Source organism: Ureibacillus terrenus, from assembly GCF_006569205.1.
In the GTDB taxonomy this organism is placed as follows: domain Bacteria; phylum Bacillota; class Bacilli; order Bacillales_A; family Planococcaceae; genus Ureibacillus; species Ureibacillus terrenus.
The window spans coordinates 16,630-32,073 of sequence record NZ_VIGD01000014.1 but is presented as its reverse complement, the minus strand read 5'-3'; the positions used below and the strand labels follow the sequence as shown (position 1 = coordinate 32,073).

Genomic DNA, 15,444 nt, shown 5'->3' with positions numbered 1-15,444 from the left:
ACAATTATTTCATATCAATGAAGAAACGTTTATACCATACAAGGAACACATAGACGGTCCAAATATATCTTGCATGGTTCGCTTTTTGACGATAATGTTCGTCCAAATATTTCATCAATAAATCCGTATCAAAAAATTCTTTTGCATAGTCGGATTGAAATGCTTCTTTAACCAGATTATAATATTTTTCTTCCCGGAACCAATGGCGGATTGGCACAGGGAAACCGAGCTTTTTGCGTTTTGCCCATTCTTCCGGAAGCTCTTTCAAAGCGGCAAGTCTCAATGCATATTTTGTATCTTTCTCGTTGACGCGATATTTTGACGGAATATTTTTGGCAAGTTCCATGACTTCTTTGTCCAAAAACGGCACGCGCAATTCAAGGGAATGGGCCATGCTCATTTTATCCGCTTTCAGCAAAATATCCCCCGGCAGCCAAAGATTCAAATCCAAATATTGCATTTTTGTGATGTCATCTTCATAAGGGACTTCATCATAAATCGGTTTCGTGATGGAATGGACGCTTGGGCCGCTGCGATAAGCCGGTTTTAACACTTTTAAGGCATCTTCTTCATCCCATACAACCGCTTCTCCGATAAAGCGCTCCTCGATGGTTTGGCCGCCTTTTACAAGGAAATTGGTATATTTGTTTTTTGGCAATTTCTTCGCAATATTTGACAGGATTCTCCGCAATCCGAACGGAATTTTTTCATACGCCTGCATCCGTTTGGAAGGCTGGTACCATTCATAACCTCCGAAAATTTCATCGGCCCCCTCGCCGGATAAAACAACGGTTACGTCCCTGCTTGCCAATTCGCAAAGGAAATATAGCGGCACTGACGATGGATTGGATTGCGGTTCATCCATATGCCATTGGATGGTCGGCAATTTTTCGAACACTTCATCGGCGCTTACAAAAGTTCTTTTATTTTCGATATTTAATAAATCGGATAATTCTTTCGCATGATCCGTTTCATTAAACATTTTTTCGTAATTTTTAAATCCGACAGAGAAGGATTGGTTCGGACGCAAAAGGGCAGTTACATAGCTTGAATCGATGCCGCCTGATAGAAAGGATCCCACTTTTACATCACTGATTTTATGGGCCTCAACGGACTCTTTCACCGTTTTGCGAATGGCTTCTACATAATGTTCCAAAGTATCTTCTTTTGCATGGTATTTTTTATCCCAATACTTTTCCATTTTTACGATTTTGCCGTCTTTAATGATCATGTAGTGGGCAGGACGCAATTTATAAACGCCTTTAAAAAATGTCTCGTCCATGGCGGAGTATTGGAATGTCAAATACGGACGCAACGCATCTTTATTTAATTCTTTAATAAAGGATGGGTGAGGTAAAAAAGATTTGATTTCAGAACCGAAAATGAATGTATCGTCTTTTGTATGGTTCGTATAATATAAAGGTTTGATGCCGAAGCCGTCCCGCGCCAGCATCATTTGATTGCGCTTTTTGTCCCAGATGCAGAAAGCGAACATGCCTCGCAAGCGTTTAACAAACTCCTCGCCGTATTCGAGATAACTATAGATGATCACTTCGCTGTCCGATCTGGTTTTAAAGTGATATCCTTTTTCGATCAGCTCTTTCCGCAACTCTTGGAAATTATAGATTTCCCCGTTAAAAACCAATACGATGCTGCCATCTTCGCTATAAAGCGGCTGATTGGCCGCATCGGATAAATCGATGATGCTCAATCTCCGGAATCCCAGGGATACCTGGTCATCAACATGCTTTCCTCCGCTGTCAGGTCCCCGATGGACGATTGTTTCCATCATGCGTTCGATTGTTTCGTGGTGATTTATATTGTCAGTTCCATGTATATATCCGGTAAATCCACACATTTTTTTCGCCTCTACTTTCTGAATAACAAGCTTATTTTATCAAAAATTGAATCCCAATCATACCGAATTATGATTATAAAACGAATCGGACCAATATTCAATGAATCTTCTCAATTGTACTAAACTGGACAGAACTAGACAATTTTTCACTAGAATCAATTTTATAGTTTTTTTCATGGTTTCTCCATAACATTTAGCATAATAGTTTTTTTATATTGTTATAACCATTTGCTTGTCATTTTTTATTTTTTTCTTCAATGTATATAATATGGAAAGAAAAAAATTGAAGGGAAAGAGAGCTTTTTTATGTATGATTGCATTGTCATCGGCGGGGGGCCGTCCGGTTTAATGGCGGCAATCGCGGCGGGGGAACAAAAGAAAAAGTGTTGTTGATCGAAAAAGGAAATAAACTCGGCAGGAAACTTGCCATTTCCGGAGGAGGGCGCTGCAATGTAACGAACCGCCTGCCGGTGGATGAAATCATCAGGCATATGCCCGGCAATGGCCGTTTCCTATATAGCGCCTTTGCAATTTTTAATAATGAAGACATTATTAAATTTTTCGGAAGATTGGGGGTTCCTCTCAAAGAAGAAGACCACGGCCGCATGTTTCCGGTTTCCGACAGGGCGCAGGATGTGGTCGAAGCCCTGGCCAAAGAATTGAAACGTCTGAAAGTCGAAATCCGCTTCAATACAGCTGTAAAAAAGTTGTTAATGGATGATGAGAAAATTTTGGGGGTCCGTCTGGAAGATGGCACTGAAATTCTCTCCAAATCCGTCGTTGTTGCCGTGGGAGGAAAAGCGGTGCCGCAAACGGGCTCAACAGGGGACGGCTACGCTTGGGCCGAAAAAGCCGGACATACAGTGACGGAATTGTATCCTACAGAAGTACCGGTCATATCAAAGGAACCATTTATACAAGCCCGGACATTGCAAGGGTTATCTTTAAGAAATGCAACAGTTTCCGTTTTGAACAAAAAAGGAAAACCGGTCATCACCCACCAAATGGACATGATCTTTACTCATTTCGGATTGAGCGGGCCTGCCGTCCTGCGTTGCTTGCAGCCAATTCGTCGTCAAAGAATTAAAGAAAAATGGCGGTGCGCCGGTCCAAATCCGCATTCAAACATTGACCGAACATAATGAAGAAACTTGTTTCCGGCTGATCCAACAACTTTTGAAAAAAGAGCCGAAAAAATCAGTGAAAAATGTACTGAAACCGTTGGCGCCGGAAAGATGGCTGCTATTTTTGCTTGAAAGAGCGGGAATCGCCCCTTCGAAAGCATGCGTCGAAATCGGCCAGGAACAAATCCGGAAGCTGTCCCATGAACTGGTTTCCTTTACAATGGATGTGCATGGAACTCTCCCTTTAGAAAAAGCTTTTGTAACGGGCGGCGGGGTTTCCGTCAAAGAAATTGATCCGAAAACGATGGCTTCAAAGAAAAAGAAAGGATTATATTTTTGCGGTGAAATTTTGGACATCCATGGCTACACGGGAGGATTCAACATCACAAGCGACCTTGTGACAGGCCGGATTGCGGGGTTGAATGCAGCAAAAAATATCGATGAAAAATAGAAAAGTCTTCTGCCATGTCATTCATCGGGATTTGGGTACAAGTTCTAAAAAATTGGCGAATACGTGAATGCATTTTGACGCAAGTAAGAGGAAAGTTTGCCAAATCCCTTTCTTGACACGGCAGAAGACTATTTATTTACAAAATCGGTTAAACATTGGATTTCTGTTTGTGAAAATCCCTTCCGTCCGTTACTGCTTCCACATAGCCGGCACGGATGACGAAATCCCCGAAGTGTTCTCCTTCTAGGCGCTCTTTTGCATAATGTTCAAAGATTGGTCTTAAAGTAGCCAATATTTCCTCTTCGCCAATGTTTTCTTTGTACAATTTCGCGAGACGGGTTCCCTGGAAACTTCCGCCTAAATGCAAATTGTATTTTCCTGGCGCTTTCCCAATGAATCCGATTTCCGCCATCGCCGCCCTTGAACATCCATTCGGACAGCCGGACATACGGATGACGATATCTTCGTCATATAACCCAAATTCTTTTAACATTGGCTCGATTTTTTGAATAAGCGTCGGCAGATATCGTTCAGATTCCGCCATCGCCAATCCGCAAGTCGGCAAAGCGACACAGGCGATGGAATTTCTGCGAAGAGCGGAATAATTCTCGCTTTCGGTTAATTTGTATTTGTCGATGATTTTCTCAATGCTTTTTTTCGCCCGGGGACTAACATTGGCAATAATCAAGTTCTGGTTTCCTGTAAATCGGAATTCGCCTTTATGGATTTCGGCGATTTCTCTTATCGCCGTTTTTAACGGATAATTTTCGAAATCCCGGATGCGTCCGTTTTGAATAAAGAGGGTGAAATGATATTTTCCGTCCTCCCCTTTGATCCAGCCATAACGGTCTCCGGTATGTTCAAAATGGAAGTCGCGGACCTCTTCGAATTCGTAGCCCAAACGCTTCTCGATTTCTTTTTTGACATTTTCAAGGCCAAGACGGTCGATTGTATACTTGAAGCGGGCCTGCTTGCGGTCTGAACGGTTGCCGTAGTCGCGCTGCACAGTCATGATTTTTTCGCAAACATCCACAATTTTGTCCTTCGTTACAAACCCGATCAATCTGCCAAGTTGCGGATATGTTCTTGTATCTCCGTGAGTCATTCCCATACCGCCGCCGATGGCCACATTAAAGCCGACCAACTCATCATTTTCGACAATCGCAATCAAGCCGATATCCTGTGAAAACACATCGACATCATTCGCCGGCGGAACGGCGATTCCGATTTTGAATTTCCGCGGCAAATAAAGGGCGCCGTAAATCGGTTCCTGTTCTTCCTGAGTGTCGACCACTTTTTCATGATCCAGCCAGATTTCATAATAAGCTTTTGTTCTTGGCAATAAATGTTCGCTGATTTTTGCGGCATATTCCGATACTTCTTTGTGCAATTTGGATTGGTACGGATTCGCATTGCACATGACGTTCCGGTTGACGTCTCCGCAGGCGGCAATCGTGTCAATTAAAACGCTGTTCAATTCCTGCAAATGTTTTTTCATATTCCATTTTAAAATGCCATGGAATTGAACCGTTTGGCGCGTAGTAAGCCTTATTGAACCGTTTCCGTATTTGTCCGCCAGTTCATCCAATTTGAGCCACTGCTTCGGTGTCGCAACCCCGGCCGGCAAACGGAGACGCACCATAAATTGATAAGCCGGTTCCAATTTTTTTCGTTCCCGTTCTACCCTTTGATCCCGGTCATCCTGCAAGTAGCTGCCGTGGAATTTTAATAATTTATTGTCCCAATCGGGAATGCCGGCTGTAAGTTCGTCTTGCATGGATTCAGCAAGCGTTCCGCGCAAATAATTGCTTGCGGCTTTCACTTCCTCCACATCACTTGGTTTTCCTTCTTGGGGTGGTAATACAACTTTTTTTGTCACCTATGCTTCCTCCTTAGTAAACATCCCGCTGATAACGTTTTTGTTTTCTCATTTCCTCCAAATAGAGTTTCGCCTCTTCTTCCGTTTTTCCGCCCTCCTGTTGGATGATTCGGAGGATTGTCGCCTGCACATCTTTCGCCATTTCTTTATCTCCGCACACATAAACTACTGCGCCTTTTTCCAACCATTCATAGAACTCTTTTGATTTCTTCAGCATCTTATGCTGTACATATACTTTTTCCTCTTGATCGCGGGAAAAAGCGACATCCATTTTGGTCAACACGCCGGACTTTAACCAACTTAACCATTCTTTTTGATATAAGAAATCGGTCATGAAATGTTGTTCTCCAAAAAACAGCCAATTCTCGCCGGTAGCTCCCCGTTCTTCACGTTCTTGCATAAACGCTCTGAAAGGAGCCACTCCTGTGCCGGGACCAATCATAATGATTGGCGTATCATCCGCCGGAAGTTTAAAGTTCGGATTTTTATGCACATACACTTGCACATGGTCTCCAACTTCCAATTGGTCGGCAATGTACGTGGAACATACGCCGAGTCTTTCTCTTCCATCCACTTCATAACGTACAACCCCCACTGTCAGATGGGCTTCTTCAGGGTTGGCCAGCAGGCTGCTTGAAATGGAATATTGGCGGGCCGGCATTTTTCGCAAACAGTTGACAAATGTTTGCTCATCCCATTTGAATGGGCCGAACCGCTCTGCCACATCCAGCAGATCCCGACCTTCAATAAATTGTTTCAAAGCATCGGAATCTTTCAACAATGCATGAAGTTTTTCATTTTCTGTAAATTCCGCGATTTTTCTCATCAACGGTCTTGTCAATAAAGTGATTTCAAGCACGTTCAGCAGCGCTTCTTCAAGGGTAATCGTTTTGTCCTCTACAACCACTTGCGCGCTTGGCTCGAATCCTAAAGCGGAAATTAACGAATGAACGAGATTTTTATTGTTGACCGGAATGATTGCCAAGCAATCGCCAGGTTCATACGTAATGCCTGAATTTTCGAGGGAGAGTTCCAAATGGATCGTTTCCTTGCTGGAACCCCGGCCATTGAGATTGATTTTTTCAATGATTTCCGCCTGGAATGGGTTTTTTCGTGAATATTCTTTTACTTCCTGCAATGTCGTTGCGGCCGCTTCTTGCTCGGAAGCCGTGAATGAAGCGGATTCTCCCAGCAATTTATCCTTTACTGCTTCAAACCATTTTTGTGCAGGTTCTGCATAATCCAGATCGCAGTCCACCCGGTCGACTAAGCGTTTTGCACCGAGTTTTTCAAGTTGCAGGTCAAAGTCCTTTCCTGTTTGGCAGAATAACTCGTAGCTTGAATCGCCTAATGCGAGAACTGCGTACTTTACATGTTCCAATTTTGGAGCCCGCTTGCTGTGCAAAAAGCTGTGGAAGGTAATCGCGTTATCAGGCGGCTCCCCATCACCATGAGTGCTTGCAACAATCAACAAATATTGTACTTTTTTCAATGCGTTTGTTTTAAAATCGCTCATTGAAGAAACAGTAACTTGCAATCCTGATTGCCGCAACTGTTCCCCGAATTTCTCGGCAAGCTTTTGCGCATTGCCAGTTTGGCTCGCATAGAGGATGGTCACTTGTTTGTCAGCCGGTACCGCTTTCGGAGTAGCGGGCTGGACAACAGGCCGGGCTGCCGATTCTTTTGGGGCCTCCAAAGCGGCAATGTTTGCTGTGGCAGCTAAATAACCTGTGAGCCAAATTTTTTGTTGCGGCGTTAAAGTCGGCAACAGCTCGTTCAATTTCTTTACTTGTTCTTCATTAAAAGGACTATTGATGACTTCTAACACAATGCACACCTCGACAAATAAATGATTTTCTTACTTTAACCGGATTTTTTCGTTTTTCTCAATTTGAATAATATAATTGTCCTGCACTATCAAAGTGATCGAACCATAATTCATTGTGCTGATCATTTTCTTTAAGCTTTCTACTGCCTTTTCAAAATTTTGCTGTTTTTTATCCATTCAACCACTCCCCGCAAATGAATATAATGTTTCTTCTATTCTTTGAATGAAAACTTGACGAACATTTTCGTCATAGCCCAAACAATCGCATAAAACCACTCTCCGGCTGGAAAAGCCTTGTTTGGCTACTTTTTTTTGGATGCTCAATTTAAGCAATCCTGTAAAAAGCAAATAGGGAATGATAAATACCCGGTTTTGACTTTCACATAACGTCGGCAATTTTTCTTCAAACAATGGGCCATTTCCATACAAAAAACAAGTATCCACTTTCGCATAATGATAGGTTTGCTGAAGAAGCTTCGCAATTTGATCCAAATCCTTTTGTACATCCGGATCGCTGCTTCCCCGTCCAATCAGCAAAATATCTGTTTCACCGGGGGGGGATGGACATTGTGCCATGACACGGCTGTGCAAACTGTGAATCAGTTTTTCGTGGACGCCAAGAGGTTTTCCGATTGTAAAGTCAACAAACGGAAAATAGGTTTTGGCTTTTTCGATTTCGGAAGGAATATCGATTTTCATATGATTGGCCGAAAGCAGCAAAATCGGGATGACCGCAATACGTGTTGCCCCTTTTGAAACACATTTCTCGACCCCTTTTAAAATCGAAGACTCTGCCAATTCCAGAAAACAATGTTCCTGAATGTCAACATCGAAAAAGGGTTTTACGGATTCGATAAATTGAACCGCTTCCCGGTTCCCCTCTCTCACCCTGCTGCCATGGGCAACATACAACAATGCTTGCAATTTCATCCCTCCGATTACATAGTCTCGCGCAATTCCTGTCGGCATTGTTCAAACCATGCGATTTTTTCACGCAATCTTACAACTTCCCCTACAATGATCATTGCGGGATTTTGGATATTTTCTTTTTCCGCAATGCTTACAATCGTTTCTAATGTGCCGGTTACGACCCTTTGATGGAGGGTGGTTCCCCATTCAATCAATGCCACAGGGGTTTCCGGATTTCGCTTGTATTTCAACAACTGCTCCGTGATGTACGGCAAATTTCCGACTCCCATATAAATCGCCAGCGTATCAACGGATTCCGCCAATCCTTTCCAGTCAATCCCGTCTTCTTTCCCGTCCTTCAAATGGCCGGTAATGATGGCAAAGCTGGAACCAAATTCCCTGTGCGTAACCGGAATTCCGGCATAGGCCGGCGCCGCAATACCGGAAGTGACGCCTGGCACAATTTCAAAAGGGATGCCCGCTTCCCGCAATACTTCCGCTTCTTCCGCCCCGCGTCCGAAGACAAAGGGGTCTCCGCCTTTTAACCTAGTAACAATCTTTCCTTTTCTTGCATGTTGAATAAGCAGCTTATGAATCCGCTCTTGAATGACATGATGCAGCTTCGGCAATTTGCCGACAAAGATCAACTCTGCATTTGGCTTCGCATATGAAAGCAATTCTTTTGATACGAGACGATCGTATAAAATCACATCTGCCTGTTGAATACATTTCAGTCCTTTAACCGTGATTAAGTCGACACTGCCAGGACCGGCTCCAACAATATATACTTTTCCCATTTTGCTCCCTCACGTTTTTTAAGGCTATTTCACCAAATTTTCACAAAATCTTTAATTCTTATTGGTTAACTAAGTATTTTTGTTTTTTATATATTACGAAATATCTCTATGATTTTTCAATACTTTTTTAAAAAATTAACTGAAACTTTGAAATCCTCTAAAAATTCCTCCAAATCCCTTCTGCATCAGAAAATAATGATTACAATTTTATAATGAAGGCACCAAGAATTGACAAGCCATTCTAATTCTTAGTATTTTGGTATAAATAATAAGGTTGTTGATGTTGGAAGTCAATAGAAATTTTCATATTTCTATAAATTTAGTAAGAATTTACGAAAAATAAAACATGACCCGAAAGGCCCTTGCCTTTCGGGTCATGGAATATGTCGATCATTTTACTACGATATTGACAAGTTTTCCTGGAACGACAATCACTTTTACAATGTTCTTGCCTTCAATGTAATCTTTTACTCTGTCATCTGCCTTTGCGATTGCTTCCAATTCTTCTTTCGTTGTATCTTTCGCAACTTTCAGTTTAGTACGGACTTTACCGTTGATTTGAACGACGACTTCCACTTCATCCTCAACAAGTTTCGATTCATCAAATGTTGGCCAAGGCTCATATGTAATAGTGTCCTTATGGCCTAAAACCGCCCATAACTCTTCCCCGATATGCGGCGTGATTGGATAAAGCATTTTTACAAATCCTTCTGCATATTCTTTTGGAACAATTTCCACTTTATAGCATTCGTTAATGAATACCATCAATTGTGAGATGGCTGTATTAAAACGCAAATGTTCAAAGTCTTCCGTTACTTTTTTCACTGTTTGATGATAGATTTTTTCCAATGTTTTGTCATCGGATTCTTGGATTTTATTAGAAAGCGTTCCGTCATCATTTACGAATAATCTCCACACACGGTCCAAGAAACGTCTTGCTCCGTCAAGTCCTTTTGTTGACCATGCAACGGAAGCTTCAAGAGGCCCCATGAACATTTCGTAAAGACGCAATGTATCGGCACCATGGCTTCGTACGATGTCGTCAGGGTTAACCACATTTCCTCTTGATTTGGACATTTTTTCGTTGTTTTCCCCGAGAATCATTCCCTGGTTAAACAATTTTTGGAACGGTTCTTTTGTCGGCACAACTCCGATGTCATATAGGAATTTATGCCAGAAGCGGGCATACAGCAAGTGAAGTACGGCGTGTTCCGCACCTCCGATATAAACATCGACAGGAAGCCAGCGTTTTAATAATTCTTCATCCGCAATTTTTTCTTTGTTATGAGGATCGATATAGCGCAAGTAATACCAGCTGGATCCAGCCCACTGAGGCATTGTATTCGTTTCGCGACGGCCGCGTTTTCCGGTTTTCGGGTCGACCACATTTACCCAATCTTCAATGTTGGCTAACGGCGATTCCCCGGTTCCGCTTGGATGAATATCATTTGTTTTTGGCAATCGAAGCGGCAATTCTTCCTCTGGCACCGTTGTCATCGTACCGTCTTCCCAATGGATGATTGGAATAGGTTCGCCCCAATAACGTTGACGGCTGAATAACCAGTCGCGGAGGCGATAAGAAACTTTTTTCTCCCCGACACCTTTTTCTTCAAGCCATTCGATTACTTTTTTGATGGCATCTTCTTTGCCTAGTCCGTTCAAGAAATCAGAATTGATATGCGGACCATCTCCGGTGTATGCTTCCTGTTCAATATTTCCGCCTTCTACAACAGGAATGATTGGCAAATCGAATTTTTTCGCGAATTCATAGTCGCGTTGATCGTGGGCAGGAACCGCCATAATGGCTCCAGTTCCATAAGAAGCCAAAACATAGTCGGCAATCCAAATTGGAATCGCTTTTCCGTTCACAGGATTAATTGCATAAGCCCCTGTAAATACCCCTGTTTTTTCCTTCGCCAAATCCGTACGTTCCAAATCCGATTTTGTTTGGACTATTTTTAAATATTCTTCCACTTTTTCTTTCTGTTCAGGTGTTGTAATTTCTTTCACTAAATCATGCTCTGGCGCCAAAACGCAATATGTCGCTCCAAAAAGGGTATCGGGACGAGTGGTGAACACGCGGAATTCTTTATCCGTACCTTGCACTTTAAATACAACTTCCGCACCTTCGGATCGGCCAATCCAATTCCGCTGCATTTCTTTAATGCTTTCCGGCCAATCGAGTTCATCCAAATCTTCCAATAACCGGTCAGCGTATGCCGTAATTCTTAACATCCATTGCTTCATCGGTTTACGGATGACAGGATGCCCGCCGCGTTCCGATTTTCCGTCAATGACTTCTTCATTGGCAAGCACAGTGCCCAGTGCCGGACACCAGTTGACAGGCACTTCATCAATATAGGCCAAACCGTGTTTATATAATTGGATAAAAATCCATTGTGTCCATTTATAATATTCCGGATCGGTTGTATTAATTTCCCGGTCCCAGTCATAGGAAAAGCCGAGTTCCTGAATTTGGCGTTTGAAATTTGCGATATTTTTTTGTGTAAATTCCGCAGGGTCGTTGCCGGTATCCAATGCGTATTGCTCAGCAGGGAGCCCGAATGCATCCCATCCCATCGGATGAAGTACATCGTAACCTTGCATGCGTTTATAACGGGCTAAAATGTCTGTTGCCGTATAACCTTCAGGATGCCCTACGTGAAGACCGGATCCGGATGGATAAGGGAACATGTCCAAAACATAAAATTTCGGTTTCGACTCATCATTTAACGTTTTAAATGTTTTATTTTTTTCCCAATATTCCTGCCATTTTTTCTCGATCTCTCGATGATTGTAACTCATGGGTACTTCCTCCTTAATTTAATGTATTGCCGCTTTCATTGAAAAAATCAATGCCCTGTTACCAGACTATCCCAAAAGCTTTTAGAATTAACGGAATATTTTAAAAATAAAAAAACTCGCCCCAACCCATAGAGAAGGGACGAGAGTATTGCACTCCCGCGGTACCACCCAAATTAGTGACACATGCACTCAGCTCGACACCTTAACGCGGTGAACGGTTTTAGCTACTGTCATTCACTAAAACAGACTCAAAGGCGAGTTCGATTTATCCGCTTGCCAGCTTCCACCAGCCGCTAGCTCTCTGAAAAGCTTCAAAATCTACTATTCCTTCTCCTCGTCGTCGCACTTATCGCACCTTATTTTCAATGTATACATTTTAATGGAAATATGGAAAATATACAAGACCTATTGTCCTATAACAAAACTGCCAATAATATTTTAGACTAAATTTCCTTTTCTGGCTAGATGTTCATCAATCAATTTAAAAACCTGTTCTGCATTTCTACACTTCCTATTATATCCAATAATGTAAAATCCATAACACTCTTTATGCATGGTGAATCAGATTACAACCGGTTTCTTCAATGCTATAATGTGTAATGGTATTCCGTGCAATAAAATCAATAATAAATCAATTACTAATATCGTTTGTGAATGCCGGTAAGGAGTGAATTCATTGACAGAACAGCAATATCCATTCCCTTCTGACGGGAAACGTTACTATACATGGAATCGCTATTTGCGGGACATGTTCGGTGAAAAAGTATATAAAGTGGCGCTGGATGGAGGATTTGATTGCCCGAACAGGGACGGCACCGTCGCTTTTGGAGGATGCACATTTTGCAGCGCTGCCGGCAGCGGGGATTTCGCGGGCAACAGGGTTGATCCGATCCCTGTCCAATATGAAAAAATTAAAGCCAAAATGCAAAATAAATGGAAAGACGGGAAAACGATCGCTTATTTTCAGGCTTTCACCAATACCCATGCTCCACTTCCTGTACTGAAAGAAAAATACGAAGCGGCGCTGAATTGTGACGGGGTCGTCGGATTAAGCATCGCCACACGGCCGGATTGCCTGCCGGATGATGTGGTGGAATATTTGGCGGAACTCAATGAAAGAACGTTTTTATGGGTTGAACTTGGCCTTCAAACGGTTCACGAAAGAACGGCGCAATTAATCAATCGCGCCCATGACTATGAAACCTATGTAAAAGGAGTGGAAAAACTCCGCAAGCATAATATTCGCGTATGTACCCACATCATCAACGGACTGCCGCTGGAAGATTATGATATGATGATGGAAACTGCAAGGGAAGTCGCCAAATTGGATGTCCAAGGCATCAAAATTCACCTGCTCCATTTGTTGAAAGGCACACCTATGGTAAAACAATACGAAAAAGGCCTGTTGCGCTTCTTGGAAATGGATGAATACATCCATTTGGTGGCGGACCAATTGGAAATACTCCCTCCTACGATGGTTGTACACCGCATTACCGGGGATGGTCCGATTGATTTAATGATTGGACCAATGTGGAGCGTCAATAAATGGGAAGTGTTGAATGGAATCGATGCCGAATTGGAACGGAGAAATTCCTGGCAGGGAAAATACTACAAAGCGGAAGTGAAGAAATAAATGTTGGAACGGGTGCTCCCATACGCTAAAACTTTATTGTCTTCCGTTATTAAAGAAGGCGATGTCGCCGTTGATGCCACTGCGGGTAATGGCCATGACACGGTATTTTTGGCAGAGCTTGTAGGAGATTCGGGATTTGTTTACGCTTTTGATATACAGCAGCAAGCGGTGGATGCAACAAAAGATCGTTTGAAGAAGCATGGACTGGAAAAAAGAGTGAAAGTCATATTGGATGGACATGAACATCTTTCGAAATACATCCAGGAAGAAATTGCAGGTGCCATTTTCAATCTGGGCTATTTGCCCGGCGGAAGCCACGACATTATCACAAAGGGCGCAACAACCATTTCCGCCATTCAACAATTGTTATCGAGATTAAAAATTGGCGGCCTCATCGTTTTGGTCGTCTACCCCGGCCATGAAGGAGGAAAAGAAGAAAGGGATGCGGTCATTGAATATGTCAGTCAGCTTCCCCAAAAATATGTTCACGTTCTCCGTTACGAATTTATCAATCAAAAAAATGATCCCCCTTTCCTGATCGCCTTGGAGAAAATGAAAAAACTGCCGGACTCTGAATAGAGCCGGCAGTTTTTTTAATCATTTTGATTTTGTTTATTTCGTTCAATCCAAAAGTCAGCATTCTTGATTCCCAATTTGATAGGATCAAATACCGGATCTTTTCCGGCTTTTCTTTGTTCCTCATAATCCTTCAAAGCCACGAATGTCGGTTTAGCCAAGATGATAATACCGATGACATTCGTCCAAACCATCAGGCCAAGCCCGATGTCCCCGAGAAGCCAAGCCAAATCGGATGTTCTGATTGAACCATAGAATGCAGACCCCAGAAGAACGAACTTCAGTATCCACGTAATGATGCCCTCTGTCCGTCCGGAGAACAAATACGCCACGTTCGTTTCAGCGATATAATAGTAGGCCATCAATGTAGTGAACGCAAAGAAGAACAAGGCAAAAGCGACAAAGGCAGATCCGAAGTTATCCAGACCAGGGAAAGCCCCGGTCACCGCAAGTTGCGTAAATTCCGTGTAATTGTGGCCTGGCACATGTTCTACAACCAATTCCCCTTCGGCGCTGTTGACATTCGTATTATAAGTGCCCATGAACAAAATCATCAACGCTGTTGCGGAACACACAAACAATGTATCAATATAAACCGATGCAGCTTGAACTAGGCCCTGTTTTACCGGGTGGGATACTTCCGCCGCGGCTGCTGCGTGCGGCCCCGTTCCTTGTCCGGCTTCATTGGAATAAACGGCGCGTTTAACCCCCCAGGCGATGGCTGCACCGATCATGCCGCCGAATGTTGCATCCAAATTAAATGCGCTTCGGAATATTAATCCGAAAACGGCGGGCACTTCTGTAATATTCATGATGATGACTATGATAGCCACAAGAAGATAAGCGAGTGCCATAAATGGAACGATAATTTGCGCCGCATTTGCGATGCGCTTTACGCCTCCGATGATGATAAAACCGAGCAAAGCGATTGTAATTAAGCCGGTAATCCAAGGAGAGATGTTAAACGCATTGTCCATCGCACTGGCAATGGCGTTCGATTGGACCCCGGGCATCAATATGGCCATCGCTAAAATCGCCGCAATCGCAAACAATATTCCGAACCAGCGCTGCCCTGTCCCCTTTTCCATGTAATAGGCAGGACCGCCGCGATAAATTCCCAACTTTTTCGTTTTATAAATTTGCGCGAGCGTCGATTCCACATACGCCGTTGATGCTCCGATGAAGGCTGTCACCCACATCCAAAACACTGCTCCGGGACCACCGAAAGCTATGGCGCTTGCCGTACCGATGATGTTACCGGTGCCCACCCGGCCTGAGAGCGCTACCGTTAACGCTTGGAACGAAGAAATACCCGCATCTGATTTTTGCCCCTTAAACATCAGCACGAACATTTCTTTAATTTTCCGGATCTGGACAAATCGGGTCATAATCGAAAATACAAGCCCTACGATTAAAATACCGTAAATCATGATGGGGCCCCAAAGGATATTGTAAATCCAGTTTAAAGCGTTCTCTATCATATATACACCCCTTTGGAAATAAATAAAAATTATTAATAATTTGTGAAGAGTAGTTTAATATTACAAAAATTAATACTATCAATCAATATTTATGATAATATTT

General features: G+C 42.9%; 10 protein-coding genes, 1 pseudogene and 1 other annotated feature. Of the genes and pseudogenes, 3 read left to right on the top strand and 8 right to left on the bottom strand.

The features are described 5' to 3' along the window. Window positions 1–4 precede the first annotated feature (4 nt). Entirely contained in the window at window positions 5–1,858 is a 1,854-nt protein-coding gene (gene asnB, locus FKZ59_RS11035; RefSeq protein ID WP_141602815.1) for an asparagine synthase (glutamine-hydrolyzing), read from the bottom strand. A 306-nt stretch (window positions 1,859–2,164) separates the two neighbouring features. Between asnB and FKZ59_RS11030 the strand changes: the two are divergent. Further along, a pseudogene (locus tag FKZ59_RS11030) lies at window positions 2,165–3,433 on the top strand (NAD(P)/FAD-dependent oxidoreductase). Between the two features lie 148 nt (window positions 3,434–3,581). Here the strand turns inward: FKZ59_RS11030 and cysI are convergent. From cysI to leuS, 6 genes are all read right to left on the bottom strand, one after another. After that, on the bottom strand, window positions 3,582–5,312 hold the full coding sequence (cysI, locus tag FKZ59_RS11025) for an assimilatory sulfite reductase (NADPH) hemoprotein subunit (protein ID WP_141602814.1): 1,731 nt from the start codon (window positions 5,310–5,312) through the stop codon (window positions 3,582–3,584). 13 nt (window positions 5,313–5,325) lie between these two features. After that, a complete protein-coding gene (locus FKZ59_RS11020) occupies window positions 5,326–7,143 on the bottom strand; it encodes an assimilatory sulfite reductase (NADPH) flavoprotein subunit (RefSeq protein WP_181733277.1) in 1,818 nt (605 codons plus the stop codon). Between the two features lie 27 nt (window positions 7,144–7,170). Then, the gene (locus FKZ59_RS11015) at window positions 7,171–7,317 is read right to left on the bottom strand and encodes a YezD family protein (protein WP_141602812.1); all 147 of its coding nucleotides are present in this window, start codon (window positions 7,315–7,317) and stop codon (window positions 7,171–7,173) included. Continuing rightward, on the bottom strand, window positions 7,318–8,064 hold the full coding sequence (locus FKZ59_RS11010) for a sirohydrochlorin chelatase (RefSeq protein ID WP_141602811.1): 747 nt from the start codon (window positions 8,062–8,064) through the stop codon (window positions 7,318–7,320). A gap of 14 nt (window positions 8,065–8,078) precedes the next feature. After that, window positions 8,079–8,846, bottom strand: coding sequence for a uroporphyrinogen-III C-methyltransferase (gene cobA, locus FKZ59_RS11005; RefSeq protein ID WP_141602810.1), 768 nt, complete (start codon window positions 8,844–8,846; stop codon window positions 8,079–8,081). A 390-nt stretch (window positions 8,847–9,236) separates the two neighbouring features. Next, window positions 9,237–11,651 (bottom strand): leucine--tRNA ligase, encoded by a 2,415-nt coding sequence (gene leuS / locus FKZ59_RS11000; RefSeq protein ID WP_141602809.1) that lies wholly within the window; start codon window positions 11,649–11,651, stop codon window positions 9,237–9,239. Window positions 11,652–11,783: 132 nt separating this feature from the next. Further along, window positions 11,784–11,995: a binding site (T-box leader), on the bottom strand. Window positions 11,996–12,327: 332 nt separating this feature from the next. Between leuS and FKZ59_RS10995 the strand changes: the two genes are divergently transcribed. After that, window positions 12,328–13,284 (top strand): TIGR01212 family radical SAM protein, encoded by a 957-nt coding sequence (locus FKZ59_RS10995; protein ID WP_141602808.1) that lies wholly within the window; start codon window positions 12,328–12,330, stop codon window positions 13,282–13,284. Beyond that, window positions 13,285–13,863, top strand: coding sequence for a class I SAM-dependent methyltransferase (locus tag FKZ59_RS10990; RefSeq protein WP_141602807.1), 579 nt, complete (start codon window positions 13,285–13,287; stop codon window positions 13,861–13,863). It begins immediately after the preceding gene. Between the two features lie 14 nt (window positions 13,864–13,877). Here the strand turns inward: FKZ59_RS10990 and FKZ59_RS10985 are convergent, their stop codons facing one another. Beyond that, entirely contained in the window at window positions 13,878–15,341 is a 1,464-nt protein-coding gene (locus FKZ59_RS10985; protein ID WP_141602806.1) for an alanine/glycine:cation symporter family protein, read from the bottom strand. Window positions 15,342–15,444 lie beyond the last annotated feature (103 nt).

Bases quoted from the DNA above. Each gene is read 5' to 3' on its own strand.
- asnB (WP_141602815.1), bottom strand. From the start codon at position 1,858: ATGTGTGGATTTACCGGATATATACATGGAACTGACAATATAAATCAC.
- FKZ59_RS11015 (WP_141602812.1), bottom strand. From the start codon at position 7,317: ATGGATAAAAAACAGCAAAATTTTGAAAAGGCAGTAGAAAGCTTAAAG.
- cobA (WP_141602810.1), bottom strand. From the start codon at position 8,846: ATGGGAAAAGTATATATTGTTGGAGCCGGTCCTGGCAGTGTCGACTTA.
- leuS (WP_141602809.1), bottom strand. From the start codon at position 11,651: ATGAGTTACAATCATCGAGAGATCGAGAAAAAATGGCAGGAATATTGG.
- FKZ59_RS10990 (WP_141602807.1), top strand. From the start codon at position 13,285: ATGTTGGAACGGGTGCTCCCATACGCTAAAACTTTATTGTCTTCCGTT.
- FKZ59_RS10985 (WP_141602806.1), bottom strand. From the start codon at position 15,341: ATGATAGAGAACGCTTTAAACTGGATTTACAATATCCTTTGGGGCCCC.